The following is a 23081-nucleotide window of genomic DNA, read 5'->3' as shown; positions in this document are numbered from 1 at the left end:
GGACCAGAGTCACTCAACTCAGCGGCGTATTCGGCTTGTAGTCCTTGAGCAACAAATACGTACTCCACCCCCACCAATCGTGAGTCCAGTGCTTGTCGTTCAGGTCATTCACGTCCTTGCGTCGCAGCACCTTGTCACCCTCAACCTTGAACAGCGGCGAAAAGTTATTCGCCGGGTTTTGCGCAGCGTTCAAGTCCGGCACATGCAGCGGCGCCTTGAAGTTGGCCGGGGAGGGCGCCACACCGCTGGCAAACGTTGCGAAGATTTCATCGGCGGACGCCTGCACCGCGCGTTTGACCTGCAGCCGATTAGCCGCATCGATGCCGTCGAAGTAGCGTTTATCCCCATAGGCATGCCACTCATCACCCAGGGCATTGCGTACTTTGAGCCCAAACTGGCTGTCTTCATCGTGCATGAAGCGGCTGATCAACGAGCCCAGTTCGCCAGGCGTCACCACCGCCGCCAGCTGTTTGCGGGGTACGCGCAGGTGTCCGGCGGAAAATAGATCGGTTAAAAAGTGATCAGCGAAACTGTTCATGGCATACGCCAACTCCAGTGCCTGGTCGGTACCGGTTTGATGGGCCGCGACGGCTTGTTGCAAGGCTGCCGTGTGCCCTGCCAGGTAGGTCGATAGGGCCCATTCACCGAAGTGGTCAGCGTTGTCCGCCGCCAGCTTCAAATAACGCCCCAGCGGAATCAGCGCCGAAACCGCGCTGCCGCCTCCGGTGATGCGGTTCCATTCCTCGGAAAACGTATCACCGAGGGCATCGTAGGCTTCGTGGGGTTGTTTGCCGTCCTGGATCGCCTGGTTGATCGCGTTGATCTCCTTTTGCATCACCGCGAGGATCTTGCCGGCTTCTTCCCGCGAGGCTGGCAACACCGCCAGCGAGTTGAAGGCCGCCATAAAACGTTGCACACGGTCGGCAGGGGAGGCGCCATCGCTGATGGGGCGGCCGGGAACGCCATAGAAGTCGCCGCCCAGGGCAATCACTTGGCCGTAAGTCAGGGCCAGCCCGTTGGGCAGGTGCAGTTCGACTTGGCGTGCGGGAATGGCCGGCGCGTCCTTGGCGAAGCGCAACAGTGTGTCGTCGCCGATGGCGGTGTGTTCGCTGCCTTCGAAGCGCAGGGGCGGGGATTTTTTTTCGGGTACTGCGAGTTCAAGACCTGACATGTTAGCTCCTTGCTATGTCGTAGGAATCTTCCTTTTTAACTGTATGTATATACAGTTGTAGCGAGCATAGAGGATAAATTTCCTACGTCAAGAAGCGCGGTATAAACACGCCTCAACGTGAAGGTCGATGAATTGCAGTTGACGAATCTTTTTATAGTTGTACGATGACGTACGACATCATCAAAAACCAACAACAACCTTTCGACAGAAAGTCTTTACCAGGGTGTTCGAATAATGAATCCACAAGAACTGAAGTCCATCCTCTCCCACGGTCTGCTGTCTTTCCCCGTGACCGATTTCAATGCCCAGGGTGACTTCCACCAGGCGGGCTATATCAAGCGCCTTGAGTGGCTGGCCCCTTATGGCGCCACCGCCTTGTTCGCAGCCGGCGGCACCGGTGAGTTTTTCTCCCTGGCCGCCAGCGAATATTCCCAAGTGGTAAAGACCGCTGTTGATACCTGCGCCACCAGCGTGCCGATCCTCGCCGGTGTCGGCGGCTCGACGCGCCAAGCCATCGAATACGCTCAGGAAGCCGAGCGCCTGGGTGCCAAAGGCCTGCTGCTGCTGCCGCACTACCTCACCGAAGCCAGCCAGGACGGCGTTGCCGCCCACGTTGAGGCCGTGTGCAAATCGGTAAAAATCGGTGTGGTGGTCTACAACCGTAACGTGTGCCGCCTGACTGCACCGTTGTTGGAGCGCCTGGCCGAGCGTTGCCCGAACCTGATCGGTTACAAGGATGGCCTGGGTGACATCGAGTTGATGGTGTCGATTCGCCGTCGTTTGGGCGACCGTTTCAGCTACCTCGGCGGCCTGCCGACTGCAGAGGTTTACGCCGCTGCCTACAAGGCCCTGGGCGTGCCGGTGTACTCCTCGGCGGTGTTCAACTTCATCCCGAAAACCGCGATGGACTTCTACCACGCGATTGCCCGCGAAGATCACACCACCGTGGCCAAGATCATTGACGACTTCTTCCTGCCCTACCTGGACATCCGTAACCGCAAGGCCGGTTATGCCGTGAGCATCGTCAAGGCAGGCGCAAAAATCGTCGGCTACGACGCAGGCCCTGTGCGCACCCCGCTGACCGACCTGCTGCCGGAAGAGTACGAGGCCCTGGCCGCGCTGATCGACAAGCAAGGCCCGCAATAACCCATCAACGAGGCCGCTGAGTAATCAGCGGCCTTTTGCGTCAGGAGAAGATTCGTGTCTCAAGCACAGCGTTTTGAAAACTACATCAACGGCCAATGGGTGGCGGGTGCCGACTATTGCGTCAACCTCAACCCGTCGGAGTTGTCTGATGTCATTGGTGAGTATGCCAAGGCCGATGTCGCTCAAGTCAACGCCGCCATCGACGCCGCCCGCGCCGCTTTCCCGGCCTGGTCCACTTCCGGCATCCAGGCGCGTCATGACGCGTTGGACAAAGTCGGCAGCGAAATTCTCGCGCGCCGCGAAGAGCTCGGCACGCTGCTGGCCCGGGAAGAGGGCAAGACCCTGCCCGAGGCCATCGGTGAAGTGACCCGCGCCGGTAACATCTTCAAGTTTTTCGCCGGTGAATGCCTGCGCCTGTCCGGTGATTACGTGCCGTCGGTGCGCCCGGGCGTCAATGTTGAAGTCACCCGCGAAGCCCTGGGCGTGGTCGGCTTGATCACTCCGTGGAACTTCCCGATTGCTATCCCGGCTTGGAAAATCGCTCCGGCCCTGGCCTACGGTAACTGCGTGGTGATCAAGCCGGCCGAGTTGGTGCCGGGCTGCGCCTGGGCCCTGGCGGAGATTATTTCCCGTGCCGGCTTCCCTGCCGGCGTGTTCAACCTGGTGATGGGCAGCGGCCGTGTGGTCGGCGATGTGCTGGTCAACAGCCCGAAGGTCGACGGCATCAGCTTCACCGGTTCCGTGGGTGTGGGGCGTCAGATCGCCGTCAGCTGCGTGTCGCGCCAGGCCAAAGTGCAGTTGGAAATGGGCGGCAAGAACCCGCAGATCATTCTCGATGACGCCGACCTCAAGCAGGTCGTCGAGCTGTCGGTACAGAGTGCGTTCTACTCCACCGGCCAGCGTTGCACGGCATCGAGCCGTTTGATTGTCACCGCCGGCATTCACGACCAATTCGTCGCGGCCATGGCCGAGCGCATGAAGTCGATCAAGGTTGGTCACGCATTGAAAAGCGGTACTGACATTGGCCCGGTAGTGTCCCAGGCGCAGTTGGACCAAGACCTTAAATACATCGACATCGGCCAAAGCGAAGGCGCGCGGCTGGTCAGCGGTGGCGGCGTGGTGACGTGCGACACCGAAGGTTACTACCTGGCGCCGACGCTGTTCGCCGACAGCGAAGCCGCCATGCGCATCAGCCGTGAAGAGATCTTCGGGCCGGTGGCCAACGTGGTGCGCGTGGCGGACTACGAGGCGGCGCTGGCCATGGCCAACGACACCGAGTTCGGCTTGTCGGCGGGCATTGCCACCACCTCGTTGAAGTACGCCAACCACTTCAAGCGCCATTCCCAGGCCGGGATGGTGATGGTCAACCTGCCGACCGCCGGTGTGGATTACCACGTTCCATTCGGTGGCCGGAAGGGCTCGTCCTATGGTTCGCGTGAGCAAGGACGCTATGCGCAAGAGTTCTACACCGTGGTGAAAACCAGCTACATCGGTTCGTAATACGCAACACCCGCGGGAACCGGCTTTCACCTGAAGCGGTTCCCGCGCACACAATTAATTACCCGCAAAAAAAATAATTAGTGGGAGCACCTCCAGATGCAAACGACCAAGCCGACCCACGTCCGCTATTTGATCCTGCTCATGCTGTTCCTGGTGACCACGATCAACTACGCCGACCGGGCCACCATCGCCATCGCCGGCTCCAGCCTGCAAAAAGACCTCGGCATCGACGCGGTCACCCTCGGTTACATCTTCTCCGCATTCGGTTGGGCCTACGTGGCCGGGCAAATTCCCGGTGGCTGGCTGCTGGACCGTTTCGGCTCGAAAAAAGTCTATGCGCTGAGCATTTTCACCTGGTCACTGTTCACCGTGCTGCAAGGCTATGTGGGTGAGTTCGGTGTCTCCACAGCGGTCGTTGCGCTGTTTATGCTGCGCTTTATGGTGGGCTTGGCCGAAGCGCCATCCTTTCCGGGCAATGCGCGTATCGTCGCGGCCTGGTTCCCGACGGCTGAACGCGGTACGGCATCGGCGATCTTCAACTCCGCGCAGTATTTCGCCACGGTGTTGTTCGCGCCGCTGATGGGCTGGATCGTCTACCGCTTCGGCTGGCAGCACGTATTTATCGTGATGGGCGTGATTGGCATCGTGTTCTCGCTGGTCTGGCTGAAAGTTATCCACAGCCCGCGCCAGCACCCGATGATCAACGAAGCAGAGTTCAATCACATCGCGGCCAACGGCGCGATGGTCGATATGGACCAGGACAAGGGCAAGGGTAAAAAAACCGACGGTCCGAAGTGGGATTACATTCGTCAACTGCTGACCAATCGCATGATGCTGGGCGTGTACCTGGGCCAGTACTGCATCAATGGGATCACCTACTTCTTCCTGACGTGGTTCCCGGTGTATCTGGTGCAGGACCGTGGCATGACCATCCTCAAGGCCGGTTTCATCGCCTCGTTGCCGGCGATCTGCGGCTTTATCGGCGGCGTGCTGGGTGGGGTGATTTCCGACTACCTGCTGCGCAAGGGCCATTCCCTGACCTTCGCCCGCAAAGCGCCGATCATTGCCGGTCTGCTGGTTTCCAGCAGCATCATTGCGTGTAACTACGTCGACGTTGAATGGATGGTGGTGGGCTTCATGGCCTTGGCCTTCTTCGGCAAGGGCGTTGGCGCACTGGGTTGGGCGGTAGTGTCCGACACCTCGCCCAAGCAAATCGCCGGCCTCAGTGGCGGCTTGTTCAACACCTTCGGTAACCTGGCGTCGATCACCACGCCGATCGTGATCGGCTACATCATCAGCACCACCGGCTCGTTCAAATGGGCCCTGGTGTTCGTCGGCGCCAACGCGCTGGTGGCGGTGTTCAGTTACCTGGTCATTGTCGGCCCGATCAAGCGTGTAGTACTCAAAGAGCCGCCAAGCAAGGGGCCAGAGTTGACCAACCTAACCCAAGCGCATTCCTGAGAGGCACCGTGATGCAGTTGATTGAACATGCCGACTCGCCACGCTCCATTCGTTTGCACGAGCGCGACAACGTAGTGATCGTGGTGAATGACCAGGGCGTACCGGCCGGGACCGAGTTTCCGGACGGCCTGGTGACCGTGGAATTCATCCCCCAGAGCCACAAGGTGACCCTGGAAGATATCCCGCAAGGTGGTCAGATTATTCGCTACGGCCAGACCATCGGTTACGCCTTGGCGCCGATCCCGCGCGGCAGTTGGGTGCAGGAGGATCAACTGCGCATGCCCACCGCGCCGCCCCTGGACAGCTTGCCGCTGTCCACCGAGGTGCCTGAGGCTCAGGCGCCGTTGGAAGGTTTCACGTTCGAGGGCTACCGCAACGCCGATGGCACCGTGGGCACGCGCAATATCCTCGGCATCACCACCACGGTGCAGTGCGTGACCGGGGTGTTGGACCATGCGGTCAAGCGCATCAAGGACGAGCTGCTGCCCAAGTACCCGCACGTCGATGACGTGGTGGCGCTGACCCACAGCTACGGGTGTGGGGTAGCGATTACCGCCACCGACGCCTACATCCCGATCCGCACTGTGCGCAACCTGGCGCGCAACCCGAACCTGGGGGGCGAAGCGTTGGTGATCAGCCTGGGCTGCGAGAAATTGCAGGCCGGGCAGGTGATGCATGACAACGACAGTTCCGTGGACTTGAGCGAGCCGTGGTTGTATCGGCTGCAGGACTCCAGCCACGGATTTACCGAAATGATCGAGCAGATCATGGACCTGGCTGAAACCCGCCTGAAAAAACTCGACCAGCGCCGCCGCGAAACCGTGCCGGCGTCCGAGCTGATTCTGGGCATGCAGTGTGGCGGCAGTGATGCGTTTTCCGGCATCACCGCCAACCCGGCGCTGGGGTATGCCTCGGACCTGTTGCTGCGGGCGGGGGCGACGGTGATGTTTTCCGAAGTTACCGAAGTCCGCGATGCGATCTACCTGCTGACTTCTCGCGCAAAGACGAAGGAAGTTGCCGAAGAGTTGGTGCGGGAAATGGACTGGTACGACCGCTACCTGGCCAAGGGCGAGGCGGATCGCAGCGCCAACACCACGCCGGGTAACAAGAAGGGCGGGTTGTCGAATATCGTCGAGAAGTCCTTGGGCTCCATCGTCAAGTCCGGCAGCAGCGCGATCAACGGCGTGTTGGGCCCAGGCGAGCGGTTCAAGGGCAAGGGTTTGATCTTTTGCGCCACGCCGGCCAGTGATTTTGTGTGCGGCACCCTGCAACTGGCGGCGGGCATGAACCTGCATGTGTTCACTACCGGGCGCGGCACGCCTTACGGGCTGGCGATGGCCCCGGTGGTGAAAGTGTCGACCCGTACGGAATTGGCGCAGCGCTGGCCGGACCTCATCGATATTGATGCCGGGCGCATCGCCACCGGCCGCGCGAGCATCGAAGAGCTGGGTTGGGAGCTGTTTCACTTCTACCTGGACGTGGCCAGCGGCAAGAAGCAGACCTGGGCGGAGCATCACAAGCTGCACAACGACATCACCTTGTTCAACCCGGCGCCGATTACCTGAGACCGAGTTGCCTGCATCGCGGGCAAACCCCCTCCCACCTTTGACCGAGTTCCAGCATGAAAGCGCGATCAAGGGTGGGAGGGGGCTTGCTCCCGATAGCGGTCTCCCAGACGCCGTTGGGCTGTATGGCTTATCATTAGCCACCTAACGACGCCCACCCAAGGTCCCCCGGCATGCTGGCTATCTTCCTCACCACCCTGACCATCACCGCGCCGGTGTTTGCCATGCTGTTTCTCGGTGTGCTGCTCAAGCGCATCAATTGGATTAACGACAACTTTATCCACACGGCCTCGTCCCTGGTGTTCAACGTCACCATGCCGGCGTTGCTGTTCCTGGGCATCCTGCATGCCGACCTGCACTCGGCGCTCAAGCCGGGTTTGCTGATTTACTTTTCGGTCGCCACCCTGGTGAGCTTTGCCCTGGCCTGGGGTTGGGCGATCTTTCGTTGCAAGCGTGAGGACCGTGGGATCTACACCCAAGGCGCGTTTCGCGGCAATAACGGCGTGATCGGCCTGGCACTGGCGGCCAGCATGTACGGTGACTATGGGATCTCGCTCGGGGCCGTCCTCGCAGCGCTGGTGATCCTGTTCTACAACACCCTCTCGACCATTGTGCTGGCGGTGTACAGCCCGGTGATCAAGTCCGACCCCTGGAGCATCTTCAAAAGTGTGGTGGCCAACCCGTTGATCATCAGCGTTATCGTGGCGGCGCCGTTCGCGTATTTTCAGATTGGCCTGCCCGGCTGGCTGGAAAAATCCATGCAGTACCTGGCCGACACCACCTTGCCGTTGGCATTGATCTGCATCGGCGGCACCCTGTCCCTGGCGGCGCTGCGCAAGAGCGGCAACATGGCGTTGAGCGCGAGCTTGATGAAGATGGTCTGGTTGCCGGTGGTCGCCACTTTGGGTGCCTGGCTGCTGGGCTTTCGCGGGCCTGAACTGGGGATTCTGTTCCTGTATTTCGGCGCGCCGACGGCCGCCGCTAGCTTCGTGATGGCCAGGGCGGCCGAGGGCAATCACGAGCTGGCGGCGGCGATTATTGTGATCACCACCCTGATGGCGGCGGTGACCACGAATATCGGTATTTTTGTGCTGCAGGCGGGTGGCTGGATCTAGCCTTCTTTCTGGTAGGTATCGATCACTTCCTGAGCGGCACGAAACGCATCAATCGCCGCCGGCACACCCGCATACACCGCGCAATGCAGCAGCGCTTCGCGAATTTCCTCCACGGTGCAGCCGTTGTTCAGCGCACCACGCACGTGGCCCTTGAGTTCCTGGGGGCACTTGAGCGCGGTGAGGGCGGCGAGGGTGATCAGGCTGCGGGTCTTCAGCGGCAAACCTTCGCGGTTCCACACGCTGCCCCAGGCATGTTCGTTGACGAAATCCTGCAACGGCTGGGTGAACTCGGTGGCATTGCCCAGGGCGCGGTCGACGAACGCATCGCCCATGACCTGGCGACGCATTTCAACCCCGGGCTTTTTCTGATCGGTCATTGCGATTCCCTCTTATGTTGGCGGCGCCAGGCGCGCAGCGAGGTGAACACCAGGAACACCAGCAGCGCCGGCAGGACGTAATGCAGCATCAATTGTTCCAGCTTGCCGGCCAGGGGCATGCCGGTGGTGAATGACATCACGTGCAACCCATACGCCAGGTATAACCCCAGCAGCACGAGACCTTCGGCGCGAGTCACACGGTAGCCGGTGTAGAACACCGGCAAGCACAACACCACGACGCCGAGCATCACCGGCAGGTCGAAGTCCAGGGCGTTGGGCGATACCGACAACGGCGACGGCGCCAAGAGCGCGGTCAGCCCCAGTACTCCCAGCAGGTTGAACAGGTTGCTGCCGATCACGTTGCCTACGGCAATTTCCCGTTGGCCGCGCAACGCGGCAATCAGCGAGGTGGCCAGGCATGGCAGCGAAGTGCCGACGCCGATCAGCGTCAGGCCGATAATGCGTTCCGACAAGCCCAGGTCGCTCGCTACATCCACGGCCGCGCCCAGCAGCAGGTGCCCGGCCAGCACCAGCACCAACAACCCGCCGAGCATCAGCAGCACGCTGCTCAGCCAGGGCGCTCGGGCCACCGTATCCAGGCTGCGTGGGCGGCGTGAGTGACGGGTCTGGTAGTGCAGCACGCCGAGGTAGGCCAGCAAGGCGGTCAGCAGGCAAAGCCCATCGACCGGCGTCAGCTCTTCATTGGCCGCCAGGGTGAACACCAGCAGGTCGGCGAGGATCATCACCGGGATATCCAGGCGCACCAGTTGCCGCGAGACACGTAACGGAATGATCAGCGCCGACAGGCCGAGGGTCACCAGGATGTTGAAGATACTGCTGCCGATTACGCTGCCCACGGCGATATCGGTGTTGCCGGCCAGGGTGGCCTGCAGGCTGACGGTCATCTGCGGCGCGCTGCTGCCGAAGGCGACGATGGTCAGGCCGATGATCAGCGGGCGCACCTTGAGGCTGGCCGCCAGGCGCACGGCGGCGCGCACCAGGATTTCGGCGCCGGCGATCAGCAGCAGCAGGCCGCTGGCCAGTTCGAGCAGGCTCCAGGGCGAAAGGGCGGTTAATCCGAAAATGGCCAGGCTCCCTCGGTCAGTTGCTCATGGCTTGCACGCGAACCCGCGCGGTGCCGCTGCGCAGCATGCCCAGTTGCTCGGCGGCTTCGCGCGAAAGATCGATCAGGCGTCCACGGGTATGCGGGCCGCGATCATTGATGCGGACCACGACGGATTTGTCGTTGTCGAGATTGGTGACCTTGACCCGCGTGCCGAAGGGCAGTCGCCGGTGGGCGGCGGTCAGGGCGTTCTGGTTGAAGGGTTCACCGCTGGCGGTTTTTTTACCATGGTGCCGGGCGCCGTAATACGAGGCGGTGCCGGTTTCGTCGTAGCCGTTGGGGTCGATGAGGCCGCTGGCGCAACCGGTCAGCAGAGAGAACAAGGCTAAAAGGCCAAGTAAACGCTTCATTCAAGGTATCCCCATATCAAATGTGGGAGGGAGCAAGCCCCCTCCCACAGGAGGTCCGAGTCAAGCATGAAGTCTTGCCCGGATCCTGCATCGCAATCAGCCTTCGAGCTTGCTTTTCAGCAGTTCGTTCACCTGCTGCGGGTTGGCCTTGCCTTTGGAGGCTTTCATGGCCTGGCCGACGAAAAAGCCGAACATCTTGCCGCGCTTGGCTTCGTCCGCCGCGCGATATTGTTCGACCTGCTCGGCGTTGGCCGCCAGCATTTCATCGAGTACGGCCGAAATGGCGCCGCTGTCGGTGACTTGCTTGAGCCCGCGTTTTTCGATGATCTCGTCGGCGCTGCCTTCGCCGGCCGCCATCGCTTCAAACACGGTCTTGGCGATTTTGCCGGAGATGGTGTTGTCCTTGATGCGCAGCAGCATGCCGCCCAATTGTTCGGCGGTCACCGGGGCTTCGTCGATTTCCAGACCTTGCTTGTTCAGCAGGCTGCCCAGCTCAACCATGACCCAGTTGGCCGCCAGCTTGGCGTCACCGGCAATGCTCACAACTTTTTCGAAGTAGTTCGCTTGTTCACGGCTGGAGGCCAAAACGCTGGCATCGTAGACCGACAGGCCGAATTGCTCCTTGAAGCGCTCGCGTTTCTGCTGCGGCAGTTCCGGCAGGGTGGCGCGCACGTCATTGAGGAACGAGTCTTCCAGCACCACCGGCAACAGGTCCGGGTCGGGGAAGTAACGGTAGTCGTTGGCTTCCTCTTTGCTGCGCATGGCGCGGGTTTCGTCTTTGTTCGGGTCGTACAGGCGCGTTTGCTGGATCACCTTGCCGCCGTCCTCGATCAGTTCGATCTGGCGACGCACTTCGGTGTTGATCGCCTTCTCGATGAAACGGAACGAGTTGACGTTCTTGATCTCGCAACGGGTACCGTATTCGGCCTGGCCTTTTGGCCGCACCGACACGTTGCAGTCACAACGCAGCGAGCCTTCGGCCATGTTGCCGTCGCAGATGCCCAGGTAGCGCACCAGCGCGTGGATGGTCTTGACGTAGGCCACCGCTTCCTTGGCGCTGCGCATGTCCGGCTCGGACACGATTTCCAGCAGCGGCGTGCCCGCACGGTTGAGGTCGATACCGGTGGCGCCCGGGAACTCTTCGTGCAGGCTTTTGCCGGCGTCTTCTTCAAGGTGCGCGCGGGTCACACCGACGCGCTTGATGGTGCCGTCTTCCAGGGGAATGTCCAGGTGGCCCTTGCCGACGATCGGCAGTTCCATCTGGCTGATCTGGTAGCCCTTGGGCAGGTCCGGGTAGAAGTAGTTCTTGCGCGCGAACACGTTGTGCTGGCCGATCTCGGCGTCAATCGCCAGGCCGAACATCACCGCCATGCGCACCGCTTCCTGGTTCAGCACCGGCAGTACGCCGGGCATGCCCAGGTCGACCAGGCTGGCCTGGGTGTTGGGCTCGGCGCCGAACGTGGTGGCGCTACCGGAGAAAATCTTCGATTGGGTGGCGAGCTGGGTATGAATCTCCAGCCCGATCACAACTTCCCATTGCATAGTGTTCTCCTCAGAAGCCGGTAGGGGTGCGAGTGTGCCAGTCAGTGTTCAACTGGTACTGGTGCGCCACATTGAGCAGGCGGCCTTCCTGGAAATACGGGGCGAGCAATTGCACGCCGACCGGCAGGCCGTCGACGAAACCTGCAGGCATCGACAAGCCCGGCAAGCCCGCGAGGTTGGCGGTGATGGTGTAGAGGTCTTCCAGGTACTCGGCGATCGGGTCGCCGGTCTTGGCGCCGATCTTCCAGGCCGGGTTCGGCGTGGTCGGGCCGAGGATCACGTCGACTTCTTCAAAGGCTGCCATGAAGTCGTTCTTGATCAGGCGCCGGATTTTCTGCGCCTTGAGGTAGTAGGCATCGTAGTAACCGGCCGACAGAGCGTAGGCTCCGACCATGATCCGGCGCTGCACTTCAGCACCGAAGCCTTCGCCACGGGAGCGCTTGTACAGGTCGGTGAGGTCTTTCGGGTTTTCGCAGCGATAGCCGAAACGCACGCCGTCGAAACGCGACAGGTTGGAGGAGGCTTCCGCCGGTGCGATCACGTAATAGGCAGGAATCGCATGCTGGTTGTTCGGCAAGCTGATGTGCTTGATCACGGCGCCGAGCTTTTCCAGCTCTTTGATACTGTTTTGCACCAACTCGGCGATACGCGGGTCGAGACCGGCGCTGAAGTATTCCTTCGGCACGCCGATGCGCAGGCCCTTGATCGAGGTGTTGAGGTGGGCGCTGTAGTCCGGCACCGGCTCATCGATGCTGGTGGAGTCCTGCGTGTCGAAACCTGCCATGCCTTGCAACAAGATGGCGCAGTCTTCGGCCGTGCGGGCCAATGGGCCGCCCTGATCGAGGCTGGACGCGTAGGCGATCATGCCCCAGCGGGAAACGCGACCGTAGGTCGGCTTCAGACCGGTAAGGTTGGTGAACGCAGCGGGCTGGCGGATGGAGCCGCCGGTGTCGGTGGCCGTGGCCGCCGGCAGGAAGCGGGCGGCAACGGCCGCGGCCGAACCACCGGACGAGCCGCCGGGCACGTGTTCCAGGTTCCACGGGTTTTTCACTGCGCCGTAGTAGCTCGACTCGTTGGCCGACCCCATGGCGAATTCGTCCATGTTGGTCTTGCCCAGGGTCACGGCCCCGGCGGCGGCCAGCTTGGCGACCACGGTGGCGTCGTAGGGCGCCTTGAAGTTGTCGAGCATCTTCGAGCCGCAGCTGGTACGCACGCCCTGGGTGCAGAACAGGTCTTTGTGGGCGATCGGTGCGCCCAGCAATGCGCCGTTTTCACCGTTGGCGCGACGTACGTCGGCGGCCTTGGCCTGGCTCAAGGCCAGCTCTTCGGTGAGGCTGATGAAGCTGTTGACCTTGGGGTCGTGCTCGGCGATACGCGCCAGCAGGGTCTTGGTCAGCTCTTCGGAAGAAAACTTTTTATCGGCGAGACCGCGGGCGATCTCGGCCAGAGTCATGTGATGCATGAAAGGCTCTTTCCCTTTAGTCGATGACTTTCGGAACCAGGTACAGGCCGTTTTCGACCGCTGGCGCGATGGACTGATAGGCCTCGCGATGATTGCGCTCGGTCACGAGGTCTGCGCGCAGGCGCTGGCTGGCTTCGAGCGGGTGAGCCAGGGGCTCTATGCCGTCGGTATTGACGGCCTGCATTTGATCAACCAGCCCGAGAATGCTGTTCAGGGCTGCGGTGGTCTGTGGAAGATCGGCATCATTGAGGCCAAGCGAGGCCAGATGAGCGATTTTTTCCACGTCGGAGCGTTCAAGCGCCATGGGAATCTCCAGTGGAAAACAGAACGGAGGCTGTCCGTGTGTTAGATTGTCGGAACACTACCGCATTTCTACGGTCTTACGGCCGCGATTGTGGGGGTTGGTGCACAGAAAGTCGGCCAATTTAGCACATTGGCGCCTTGCCCAAAATCCCTGTCGTTGTTAGAGTTTGCCGCACTTTTTTACCCACGCGTTGCCTAGGGTCCCTTTCCCATGTTCAAGAAACTGCGTGGCATGTTTTCCAGCGATCTTTCCATTGACCTGGGCACTGCCAACACCCTTATTTACGTGCGCGAGCGCGGTATCGTTCTGAATGAGCCATCGGTTGTGGCCATTCGGACCCATGGTAATCAGAAAAGTGTCGTTGCCGTCGGCACCGAGGCCAAGCGCATGCTCGGCCGCACACCTGGCAATATTGCCGCCATTCGTCCGATGAAAGACGGCGTGATCGCCGACTTCAGTGTCTGCGAGAAGATGCTGCAGTACTTCATCAACAAGGTTCACGAAAACAGTTTCCTGCAGCCCAGCCCTCGTGTGCTGATCTGCGTTCCGTGCAAGTCCACCCAGGTAGAGCGTCGTGCTATCCGTGAGTCGGCCCTCGGTGCCGGTGCCCGTGAAGTGTTCCTGATCGAAGAGCCCATGGCCGCTGCGATCGGTGCCGGCCTGCCGGTTGAAGAAGCGCGCGGCTCGATGGTGGTGGATATCGGTGGTGGTACCACTGAAATCGCCCTGATTTCCCTGAACGGTGTGGTGTATGCCGAATCCGTGCGTGTGGGCGGCGACCGCTTCGACGAAGCGATCATCACTTATGTGCGTCGTAACTACGGCAGCCTGATCGGCGAATCCACCGCCGAACGCATCAAGCAGGAAATCGGTACCGCTTACCCGGGCGGCGAAGTTCGCGAAGTCGATGTTCGCGGTCGCAACCTGGCCGAGGGCGTTCCACGTGCCTTCACCCTGAACTCCAATGAAGTGCTGGAAGCTCTGCAAGAGTCCCTGGCCACCATCGTTCAGGCTGTGAAGAGTGCCCTGGAGCAATCGCCGCCGGAACTGGCTTCGGATATCGCCGAGCGCGGGCTGGTACTGACCGGTGGTGGCGCCTTGCTGCGCGACCTCGACAAGTTGCTGGCCCAGGAAACCGGTCTGCCGGTTATCGTCGCCGAAGACCCGCTGACCTGCGTTGCCCGTGGCGGTGGTCGTGCACTGGAAATGATGGATAAACACACCATGGACCTGCTTTCCAGCGAATAAGATCGTTGGTTGCGCCATGTTTTGCCCTCAGGCAGCACGTTGCAGTGCTGCCTGTTGGCGTTTATCTTCTTCAATCTGCATCCAGGCCGGTTAGATGCCGTATGAATAAAGAGAACATTTGCCTGGGAGGAGCGGCTTATTAAACCGCTTTTCGCCAAAGGCCCCTCATTGGGCGTGCGCTTATTGGTGCTGGTCGTGCTTTCGGTCGCGCTGATGGTGGTCGATGCTCGTTTTGCACTGCTCAAGCCCGTGCGTAGCCAGATGTCGCTGGTGTTGATGCAGACCTACTGGATCACCGACCTGCCGCAACGTCTGTTCCAGGGCGTGGCGAGCCAGTTCGGCAGCCGCACCGAGCTCGTCGCCGAAAACGAAAAACTCAAGACCGAAAACCTGCTGTTGCAGGGGCGCATGCAAAAGCTCGCGGCCCTCACCGAGCAGAACGTACGGCTGCGCGAGTTGCTCAATTCTTCCGCGCTGGTCAACGAGAAAGTCGAAGTGGCCGAGTTGATCGGCATGGACCCCAACCCCTTCACACATCGCATCATCATCAACAAGGGTGAGCGCGATGGTGTGGTCCTGGGCCAGCCGGTGCTCGATGCGCGTGGCCTGATGGGCCAAGTGGTGGAGCTGATGCCCTACACCTCGCGGGTATTGCTGCTGACGGATACAACCCACAGCATTCCCGTGCAAGTCAACCGTAACGGCTTGCGCGCCATCGCCAGCGGCACCGGTAACCCCGAGCGCCTTGAACTCCGTCACGTGGCCGACACCGCCGACATCAAGGAAGGCGACCTATTGGTCAGTTCCGGCTTGGGCCAGCGTTTCCCGGCCGGCTACCCGGTGGCGACGGTCAAGGAAGTGATCCATGATTCCGGCCAGCCATTTGCCATCGTGCGCGCCGTTCCCACCGCAGCCCTGAACCGCAGCCGCTACCTGCTGCTGGTGTTCAGTGATAACCGCACCCCGGAAGAGCGCGCCAATGACGCCGCCCAGGCCCAGGAAGCGGAGGACAAGAAGAACGGCACGGCGCCGATCATTCCTGCAACCGTGCCCAAGCCTGCGCCGGCGGCCCCAACTGCACCGGTGGCCACTCCGGCCGCAGCGGCGCCAGTGGCCACGCCGGTCAAGCCTGCATCGCATAACACCCACCCGGTAAAACCGGCGGCCGCCAAACCGCCGGCCACCACGCCTGCTACCACCACGCCTGCCGTCAAGCCTGCGGCTGCAGCCCCGGCGACCACGCGGCAGAGGGAGGAATAATGGCCGGTACTCATTCGCGCAATGGTTGGATCGTGTGGCTGACATTCGCGGTCGGCCTGCTGCTCAGCGTTTCGCCGCTGCCGCAATTCATGGAAATCCTGCGCCCGCTGTGGCTGGCCTTGTTGCTGGCGTTCTGGTCGCTGAACCTGCCACATAAAGTGGGCATGGTCACGGCCATGTTCCTGGGCTTGGCGGAAGATGTGCTGTATGGCACCTTGCTGGGCCAGAACGCGTTGATCCTGACCTTGATCACCTTCCTGGTACTGTCGCTGCAGCAGCGTTTGCGTATGTTCCCGATGTGGCAGCAATGCCTGGTGATCCTGGTGATTTTCGGCCTGGCGCAGCTTGTTCAGTTATGGCTCAGCGCCTTGACCGGCAACCGCCAGCCAACCCTGGCGCTGGTGCTGCCGGCGCTGGTCAGCGCGCTGCTGTGGCCATGGATCAGTTTCGGTCTGCGTGGGCTGCGTCGTCGCTATAAAATCAATTGAATGGATTGCGAGGCTCTGCCTGGTTATCGAACCCTACAGGGAGAGTCTGCATGAATTCGCTTTATCTGGCCTCCGGCTCCCCGAGGCGACGTGAACTGCTGACCCAGATCGGTGTGCCCTTCAAGGTGGTCAGCGCCTCTATTGACGAAACTCCCATCCCCAATGAATCCGCTGTTGCCTATGTCGAGCGTCTTGCGCGCGGCAAGGCGGCGGCGGGTTTTGCTGCGCTTGAGCAAACGTCGGATGCCTGCGTGTTGGGTGCCGACACGGCGGTGATTGTCGACGGCAAGATCCTCGGCAAGCCGGTAGACCAAGCCGACGCCTTGGCGATGTTGATGGCCTTGGCGGGCCGTGAGCATGAGGTGCTCACGGCCATTGCCCTCACCGATGGGCTGCGCTGCGAAACCCGATGTGTCAGGAGTCGTGTACTTTTTCGCGAGGTTTCTGTCGAGGAGGCTACAACCTACTGGCACAGCGGCGAACCGCAAGACAAGGCGGGCGGCTATGCTATTCAAGGGCTTGGCTCGGTGTTTGTCGCCGGGCTCAACGGCAGTTATTCCGCCGTGGTAGGCCTGCCGGTGTGCGAAACCGCGCAACTGCTTGGCCGATTCGGCATACCCTGTTGGCAACACCTTACCGCGCGCTGAACGCGTTACTCCAGCGCCCAGCCTTAAGCGACCGGCCACTATTGTGAAAACGCCTGAACGAGACCCAGCCATGAGTGAAGAGATTCTGATCAATATCACGCCGATGGAATCGCGCGTGGCGGTGGTAGAGAACGGTGTTTTGCAGGAAGTACACGTCGAGCGCACCCAGAAGCGCGGGATCGTTGGCAATATCTACAAAGGCAAGGTAGTGCGCGTGCTGCCGGGGATGCAGGCGGCATTCGTCGACATCGGCCTGGACCGTGCCGCGTTTATCCATGCTTCGGAAATCTCCCTGCGTGAAGGCCCGGCGGTCGAAAGTATCAGCGCCCTGGTGCATGAAGGGCAGAGCCTGGTGGTGCAAGTCACCAAGGACCCCATCGGTTCCAAGGGCGCGCGCCTGACCACGCAACTGTCGATTCCTTCGCGTTATCTGGTGTACATGCCGCGTACCGCCCACGTCGGTATCTCCCTCAAGATCGAGGATGAAGGCGAGCGCGAACGCCTGAAGAAGGTGGTCAGCGACTGCGTGGCCGCCGAAGGCATCAAGGAGGCCGGCGGTTTTATCCTGCGTACCGCCGCGGAAGGCGCCGGGGCCGATGAGATTCTGATGGACATCCGTTACCTGCGACGGCTGTGGGATCAGATCGGCGCCCAGATCAAGACCATCGGCGCGCCAAGTGTCATTTATGAAGACCTGGGCCTGGCCTTGCGCACGCTGCGCGACCTGGTCAGCCCCAAGATTGAGAAAATTCGCATCGACTCGCGGGAAACCTTCCAGCGCACCACGCAATTTGTTGCCGAGCTGATGCCGGAAATTGCCGACCGCCTGGAACACTATCCTGGTGAGCGGCCGATCTTCGACCTGTACGGCGTCGAAGATGAAATCCAGAAGGCCCTGGAGCGCAAGGTGCCGCTCAAGTCCGGTGGCTATCTGGTGGTGGACCCGGCGGAAGCCATGACCACCATCGACGTCAACACCGGCGCTTTTGTCGGCCATCGCAACCTCGAAGAGACCATCTTCAAGACCAACCTCGAAGCGGCCACCGCGATTGCGCGCCAACTGCGCCTGCGCAACCTGGGCGGCATCATCATCATCGACTTCATCGACATGGAAGACGAAGAGCACCAGCGCCAGGTGCTGCGCACGCTCGAGAAACAACTGGAACGCGATCACGCCAAGACCAACATCATCGGTATTACCGAGCTGGGACTGGTGCAAATGACCCGCAAACGTACCCGCGAAAGCCTGGAGCAGGTGCTGTGCGAGCCGTGCAGCAGTTGCCAGGGGCGCGGTAAGTTGAAAACTCCGGAAACGGTTTGCTACGAGATTTTCCGGGAAATCTTACGAGAGGCGCGGGCCTACCAGGCCGAAGGTTATAGAGTGCTTGCCAACCAGAAAGTGGTCGACCGCCTGCTGGATGAAGAGTCCGGTAACGTTGCCGAGTTGGAGGGATTTATCGGGCGCACGATTCGCTTCCAGGTAGAAACCATGTATTCCCAGGAACAATACGACGTGGTGCTGCTCTGATCCCCATTCGCTTGCCTTTTTTGATCCCGGCAGACCTTGTCTGCCGCCTGCCTACTGCCTTGAGGGTCGCCTGACATGGAGCGTCTGACACGCTTTTTTGCCGCTTTGACCCGTTGGGGCTTGGGCCTGTGCGCCTTGCTGCTGGTTTTGGCGGCGGTGTACGTGAGCCTGGGGCGTGAGTTGACACCGCTTGTTGCCGAATACCGAGCGCAGGTCGAGGCCAAGGCCCAGGCCGCGGTCGGTATGCCGATGCACATCGGCATGCTTGAAGGGCGCTGGAGCGGTTTCGCACCGGTGCTGCTGGCCCGCGATGTGATGGTGGGCGAAGGCAGCAATGCCTTGCGCCTGGATCAGGTGGAAGTGGTGCCGGATATCTGGGCCAGCCTGATGGCGCGTGAAGTGCGCCTGGCTCACTTGCAAGTCAGTGGCCTGCAACTGAGTGCCAAGGAAGACAGGGACGGCCATTGGGCACTGCAAGGCCTGCCGATGCAGGACGACCAACCGCTGGACCCGCAGCAACTGCTCACGCGCCTGCAGAGGGTCAAGCGCGTGTCGCTGCTCGACAGCCAGGTCACCTTGCAACCGCTCGACCAATCGCCCCTCACCCTTACCTATGTGGGCTTTAGCCTGCATACCGGCATCACCCGCCAACGTCTCGACGCGCGCCTGACCCTGCCCGACGGCCAGCCCCTGGCTGTCAGCCTGCGCAGCCGCATACGTGCCAGTCAATGGAAAGACGCCGAAGTCCAGGCCTACCTCAGCCTGCCGCAGAGCGATTGGGCCAAGTGGATTCCGAGCAAGCTGACCCAGCAGTGGAAGCTCACGCAGTTCAAGGTCGGCGGGGAGTTCTGGCTGAACTGGGGCAAAGGCGCCGTGCAAAGCGCGGTGGTGCGCCTCAACTCGCCGCAGGTCAAGGGCAGTTACGCCGAGCGCAAGCCGGTGCACATCGAAAACCTCGCCCTTACCGCCTACCTGCAACGCAGTGATAGCGGCATGAAGGTGCTGTTTGATTCGTTGGCGATGAACCTGGGCGATACCCGTTGGGAATCGCGCCTGCAATTGCAGCAGAGCCTGGCGACCGACAAGGGCCAGGAGGTCTGGAAACTGCAGGCTGACCGCCTCGACCTGACACCGATCACGCCGCTGCTCAACGCTCTGGCGCCATTGCCGGAAGGCTTCGCCAAAACCGTCGAACATCTCAAGGCCACTGGCCTGCTGCGTAATGTGCTGGTGGATTTTCGTCCCCAGGACACTACCGATCAAAAAGTCAGTTTTGCCGCCAACCTGGAACGGGTGGGCTTTGATGCCTACTTTGGCGCGCCGGCCGCACGCAATGTATCCGGTAGCATCAGCGGCGACCTGGGCCATGGCGAACTGCGCATGGACAGCAAGGATTTCTCCCTGCACCTCGACCCGATCTTCGCCAAGCCCTGGCAATACCTGCAGGCCAATGCGCGGCTGACCTGGAAGCTCGATAAGCAAGGCTTCACCCTGATCGCCCCTTATATCAAGGTGCTGGGTGAAGAGGGCAAGATTGCCGCCGACTTCCTTATTCGCCTCAATTTCGACCATAACCAGGAAGACTATATGGACCTGCGGGTCGGCCTGGTCGATGGCGATGGGCGCTTCACCCCCAAATACCTCCCCGCAGTGCTGAGCCCCGCATTGGATGAGTGGCTGCGCACCGCGATTCTCAAGGGCGCGGTAGACCAGGGGTTCTTCCAGTATCAGGGCTCGCTGAGCCATGGTGCGCTGCCGGCCTCGCGCAATATCAGCCTGTTCTTCAAGGTGCATGACGCCGAGTTGGCGTTCCAGCCGGGCTGGCCCCATGTGAGCAAGGTTGATGGCGAGGTGTTTGTCGAGGAGAGCGGCGTCCGCATTCTGGCCGACAAAGGCCAGTTGCTCGACACCCAGGTCAAGGACATCTACGTCAATATTCCCCACGCTCTGCCCGGCAAGGACAGCCATTTACTGCTGACCGGGGCGTTTGCCGGCGGCCTGGGTGATGGCCTGAAAATTCTTCAAGAGGCGCCGATCGGCACCGCTTCGACCTTTGCCGGTTGGAAGGGCGAGGGCGACCTGCAAGGCAAGCTGGACCTGGATATTCCGTTGGCCAAAGGCACTGAGCCCAAGATCGTGGTGGACTTCCAGACCGATAAGGCACGGCTGCAATTGGCGGAACCCACCCTGGACCTGACGCAGCTCAAGGGCGATTTCCGTTTTGACAGCACCAAGGGCCTGAGTGGCGAAAAAATTACCGCCCAGGCGTTTGACCGGCCTATCACCGCGCAGATTTTTGCCGATGGCAAGCCGGGCAATATCAGTACCCGTGTCGCAGCCAAAGGGCAGGTCACGGTCAAGCGACTGATGGACTGGCTAAAAATAACTCAGCCGCTGCCGGTGTCCGGCGACATTCCGTACCAGTTACAACTGAACCTGGACGGTGCCGACAGCCAGTTGATGATCAGTTCCAACCTCAAGGGCGTTGCGCTGGACCTGCCGGCGCCGTTCGGCATGCCGGCCAGCCAGGGGCGTGACAGCGTCTTTCGCATGACCTTGCAAGGCGCCGAGCGCCGGTATTGGTTCGATTATGGTGAACTGGCGAACTTCACCTTCGCCGCGCCGCCGGACAAATTCAATGAGGGCCGTGGCGAGTTGTTCCTCGGCGATGGCGACGCAGTACTGCCGGGCGCCAAGGGTTTGCGCATTCGGGGCGTGCTGTCGGAGCTGGACATCGATCCGTGGAGAAAGCTGGTCAACCAATACGCCGGCAACGATCCGGGCGGCAGCGCCAAGCAACTGTTGAGCAGTGCCGATTTCAAGATTGGCAAGCTCACGGGTTTAGGCACCCAGTTCGATCAGGTCAATTTGCAACTCGATCGCAAAGCCGCGGCGTGGGGCCTGCAGTTCGACAGTCAGCAGGTCAAGGGGCGCGTGAACCTGCCGGATGCCAAGGGCGCACCGATTGCGATCAACCTGCAATACGTAAAACTGCCGGCAGTGGACCCTTCCGTACAGGCGGATGAAAATGCGCCGGACCCACTGGCGAGCATCGACCCCAAGGATATTCCAGCGCTGGATATCGCTATTGACCAGCTGTTCCAGGGCCCGGACCTGGTGGGCGCCTGGTCGCTGAAGATTCGACCTACCGCCAAGGGCCTGGCCTTCAACGATCTGGACCTGGGCCTCAAGGGCATGCTGCTCAAGGGGGCCGGAGGATGGGAAGGCGCACAGGGCGACAGCGGCAGTTGGTACAAGGGGCGCCTGGACGGCAAGAACATCGGCGACGTGCTCAAGGGTTGGGGCTATGCGCCAACGGTAACCAGCGAGGACTTCCATCTGGATGTGGATGGGCGTTGGCCGGGTTCGCCGGCCTGGGTCGGGCCAAAACGCTTCTCCGGCAGCCTGGATGCAACCTTTCGCAAGGGCCAGTTCGTTGAAGTGGAAGGCGGTGCGCAGGCGCTGCGGGTTTTCGGCCTGCTCAACTTCAACTCCATCGGGCGCAGACTGCGCCTGGACTTTTCGGACCTGCTTGGCAAAGGCTTGAGCTATGACCGGGTCAAAGGGTTGTTGGCCGCGAGCAATGGTGTGTTCGTGACCCGCGAACCGATCACATTGACCGGCCCGTCGAGCAACCTGGAGCTCAACGGCACCCTGGACCTTGTGGCTGACCGCGTGGATGCCAAGCTGTTGGTGACGTTGCCGGTGACCAACAACTTGCCGATCGCGGCGCTGATCGTCGGCGCACCGGCCATTGGCGGTGCATTGTTCCTGATCGACAAGCTGATCGGCGACCGGGTTTCGCGTTTTGCCAGCGTGCAATACAAAGTGGAAGGGCCGTGGAAGGACCCGAAAATCAGCTTCGACAAACCATTTGAAAAACCAAACTGAGGGTCTGTGGAGTAGCATGGCCGCATGCCCATTACGGAGTGTCGGCCCATGTCCTTTGCGGTAATTCAAATGGTCAGCCAGAGCGATGTACTGGCCAACCTGGCCCAGGCCCGGCGTTTGCTGGAACAAGCGGCGGCCGGCGGTGCGAAGCTTGCGGTGCTGCCGGAAAACTTCGCCGCCATGGGCCGTCGCGATGTGGCGGATATCGGTCGTGCCGAAGCGCTGGGTGAAGGTCCGATACTGCCCTGGTTGAAACAGACCGCCCGCGACCTCACCTTATGGATAGTGGCTGGCACATTGCCGTTGCCGCCCAGGGATCAACCGCACGCCAAGCCCAATGCCTGTTCGCTGCTGATCGATGATCGCGGCGAAATCGTTGCCCGTTACGACAAGCTGCATTTGTTTGATGTGGATGTGGCGGACGCTCGGGGTCGCTATCGCGAATCCGATGACTATGCTTTCGGAAGCCATGTGGTGGTGGCGGATACGCCGGTCGGTCGCCTGGGCATGACGGTGTGTTACGACCTGCGCTTCCCCGAGTTGTACAGCGAGTTGCGTGCGGCGGGGGCTGAACTGATTTCCGCGCCCTCGGCCTTTACCGCCGTGACCGGAGCGGCGCATTGGGATGTGCTTATCCGCGCCCGCGCCATCGAAACCCAGTGCTATTTGCTGGCGGCAGCCCAGGGCGGTGTGCATCCGGGGCCACGGGAAACCTATGGCCATGCGGCGATTGTCGATCCGTGGGGGCGTGTGTTGTCTCAACAGGATCAAGGCGAAGCGGTGTTGTTGGCCGCGCGCGATAGCAGTGAACAAGCGTCGATACGGGCGCGCATGCCGGTGGTCAACCATCGGCGCTTTTTCTCGCAGGGCGCGCAGCGGCCTGCCTCGCAACGATGAATTTAA

The 23081-nt window shown here is 61.1% G+C and carries 19 protein-coding genes; 12 read left to right on the top strand and 7 right to left on the bottom strand.

The genetic code is table 11. From position 1 onward, the window contains the following. Positions 1-13 precede the first annotated feature (13 nt). Positions 14-1171: a phospholipase gene (locus AB4O23_RS27860; RefSeq protein ID WP_460150349.1), complete on the bottom strand. Its 1158-nt coding sequence runs from the start codon at positions 1169-1171 to the stop codon at positions 14-16. A 234-nt stretch (positions 1172-1405) separates the two neighbouring features. Here AB4O23_RS27860 and kdgD point away from each other — a divergent pair, with 234 nt between their 5' ends. From kdgD to AB4O23_RS27835, 5 genes are all read left to right on the top strand, one after another. After that, complete coding sequence (gene kdgD, locus AB4O23_RS27855) at positions 1406-2317, top strand: 5-dehydro-4-deoxyglucarate dehydratase (RefSeq protein WP_017530109.1); 912 nt, start codon at positions 1406-1408, stop codon at positions 2315-2317. 54 nt (positions 2318-2371) lie between these two features. Then, positions 2372-3817, top strand: a complete 1446-nt coding sequence (locus AB4O23_RS27850; RefSeq protein ID WP_460061594.1) for an aldehyde dehydrogenase family protein — start codon at positions 2372-2374, stop codon at positions 3815-3817. 96 nt (positions 3818-3913) lie between these two features. Beyond that, a complete protein-coding gene (locus AB4O23_RS27845; RefSeq protein ID WP_017530107.1) occupies positions 3914-5278 on the top strand; it encodes an MFS transporter in 1365 nt (454 codons plus the stop codon). An 11-nt stretch (positions 5279-5289) separates the two neighbouring features. Beyond that, complete coding sequence (garD, locus tag AB4O23_RS27840) at positions 5290-6843, top strand: galactarate dehydratase (protein WP_017530106.1); 1554 nt, start codon at positions 5290-5292, stop codon at positions 6841-6843. Between the two features lie 173 nt (positions 6844-7016). Then, positions 7017-7958 carry an AEC family transporter gene (locus tag AB4O23_RS27835; RefSeq protein ID WP_017530105.1) on the top strand — a complete coding sequence of 314 codons (942 nt, stop codon included), beginning with the start codon at positions 7017-7019 and terminating at the stop codon, positions 7956-7958. Here AB4O23_RS27835 and AB4O23_RS27830 read toward each other — a convergent pair. The 6 genes from AB4O23_RS27830 to gatC form a co-directional block, all read right to left on the bottom strand. Continuing rightward, complete coding sequence (locus AB4O23_RS27830) at positions 7955-8335, bottom strand: carboxymuconolactone decarboxylase family protein (protein WP_065877292.1); 381 nt, start codon at positions 8333-8335, stop codon at positions 7955-7957. The genes AB4O23_RS27835 and AB4O23_RS27830 overlap by 4 nt on opposite strands. Continuing rightward, complete coding sequence (locus AB4O23_RS27825; protein WP_460064055.1) at positions 8332-9378, bottom strand: calcium/sodium antiporter; 1047 nt, start codon at positions 9376-9378, stop codon at positions 8332-8334. Before AB4O23_RS27825 ends, AB4O23_RS27830 begins: the two co-directional genes overlap by 4 nt. A gap of 58 nt (positions 9379-9436) precedes the next feature. Beyond that, positions 9437-9808 carry a septal ring lytic transglycosylase RlpA family protein gene (locus AB4O23_RS27820; RefSeq protein ID WP_017530102.1) on the bottom strand — a complete coding sequence of 124 codons (372 nt, stop codon included), beginning with the start codon at positions 9806-9808 and terminating at the stop codon, positions 9437-9439. A 96-nt stretch (positions 9809-9904) separates the two neighbouring features. Continuing rightward, the gene (gatB, locus tag AB4O23_RS27815; RefSeq protein WP_017530101.1) at positions 9905-11350 is read right to left on the bottom strand and encodes an Asp-tRNA(Asn)/Glu-tRNA(Gln) amidotransferase subunit GatB; all 1446 of its coding nucleotides are present in this window, start codon (positions 11348-11350) and stop codon (positions 9905-9907) included. A gap of 10 nt (positions 11351-11360) precedes the next feature. Next, positions 11361-12812: an Asp-tRNA(Asn)/Glu-tRNA(Gln) amidotransferase subunit GatA gene (gene gatA, locus AB4O23_RS27810; RefSeq protein WP_065877290.1), complete on the bottom strand. Its 1452-nt coding sequence runs from the start codon at positions 12810-12812 to the stop codon at positions 11361-11363. A 16-nt stretch (positions 12813-12828) separates the two neighbouring features. Beyond that, the gene (gene gatC / locus AB4O23_RS27805) at positions 12829-13116 is read right to left on the bottom strand and encodes an Asp-tRNA(Asn)/Glu-tRNA(Gln) amidotransferase subunit GatC (RefSeq protein WP_065877289.1); all 288 of its coding nucleotides are present in this window, start codon (positions 13114-13116) and stop codon (positions 12829-12831) included. A gap of 210 nt (positions 13117-13326) precedes the next feature. Between gatC and mreB the strand changes: the two genes are divergently transcribed. From mreB to AB4O23_RS27770, 7 genes are all read left to right on the top strand, one after another. Continuing rightward, positions 13327-14364 carry a rod shape-determining protein MreB gene (mreB, locus tag AB4O23_RS27800; protein WP_002555108.1) on the top strand — a complete coding sequence of 346 codons (1038 nt, stop codon included), beginning with the start codon at positions 13327-13329 and terminating at the stop codon, positions 14362-14364. A 168-nt stretch (positions 14365-14532) separates the two neighbouring features. Continuing rightward, positions 14533-15624 carry a rod shape-determining protein MreC gene (gene mreC, locus AB4O23_RS27795; RefSeq protein ID WP_460061585.1) on the top strand — a complete coding sequence of 364 codons (1092 nt, stop codon included), beginning with the start codon at positions 14533-14535 and terminating at the stop codon, positions 15622-15624. Then, complete coding sequence (gene mreD / locus AB4O23_RS27790; protein WP_017530097.1) at positions 15624-16112, top strand: rod shape-determining protein MreD; 489 nt, start codon at positions 15624-15626, stop codon at positions 16110-16112. Before mreC ends, mreD begins: the two co-directional genes overlap by 1 nt. Positions 16113-16162: 50 nt before the next feature. Continuing rightward, a complete protein-coding gene (locus AB4O23_RS27785) occupies positions 16163-16759 on the top strand; it encodes a Maf family protein (RefSeq protein WP_068936334.1) in 597 nt (198 codons plus the stop codon). A 70-nt stretch (positions 16760-16829) separates the two neighbouring features. Beyond that, entirely contained in the window at positions 16830-18287 is a 1458-nt protein-coding gene (gene rng, locus AB4O23_RS27780) for a ribonuclease G (protein ID WP_003171790.1), read from the top strand. A 75-nt stretch (positions 18288-18362) separates the two neighbouring features. Then, positions 18363-22178 carry a YhdP family protein gene (locus tag AB4O23_RS27775; protein ID WP_460150347.1) on the top strand — a complete coding sequence of 1272 codons (3816 nt, stop codon included), beginning with the start codon at positions 18363-18365 and terminating at the stop codon, positions 22176-22178. A gap of 48 nt (positions 22179-22226) precedes the next feature. Next, on the top strand, positions 22227-23075 hold the full coding sequence (locus AB4O23_RS27770; protein ID WP_017529089.1) for a carbon-nitrogen hydrolase family protein: 849 nt from the start codon (positions 22227-22229) through the stop codon (positions 23073-23075). Positions 23076-23081 lie beyond the last annotated feature (6 nt).

Source organism: Pseudomonas sp. H2_A10, assembly GCF_054680085.1.
This window is presented reverse-complemented; position numbering and strand designations above follow the sequence as displayed.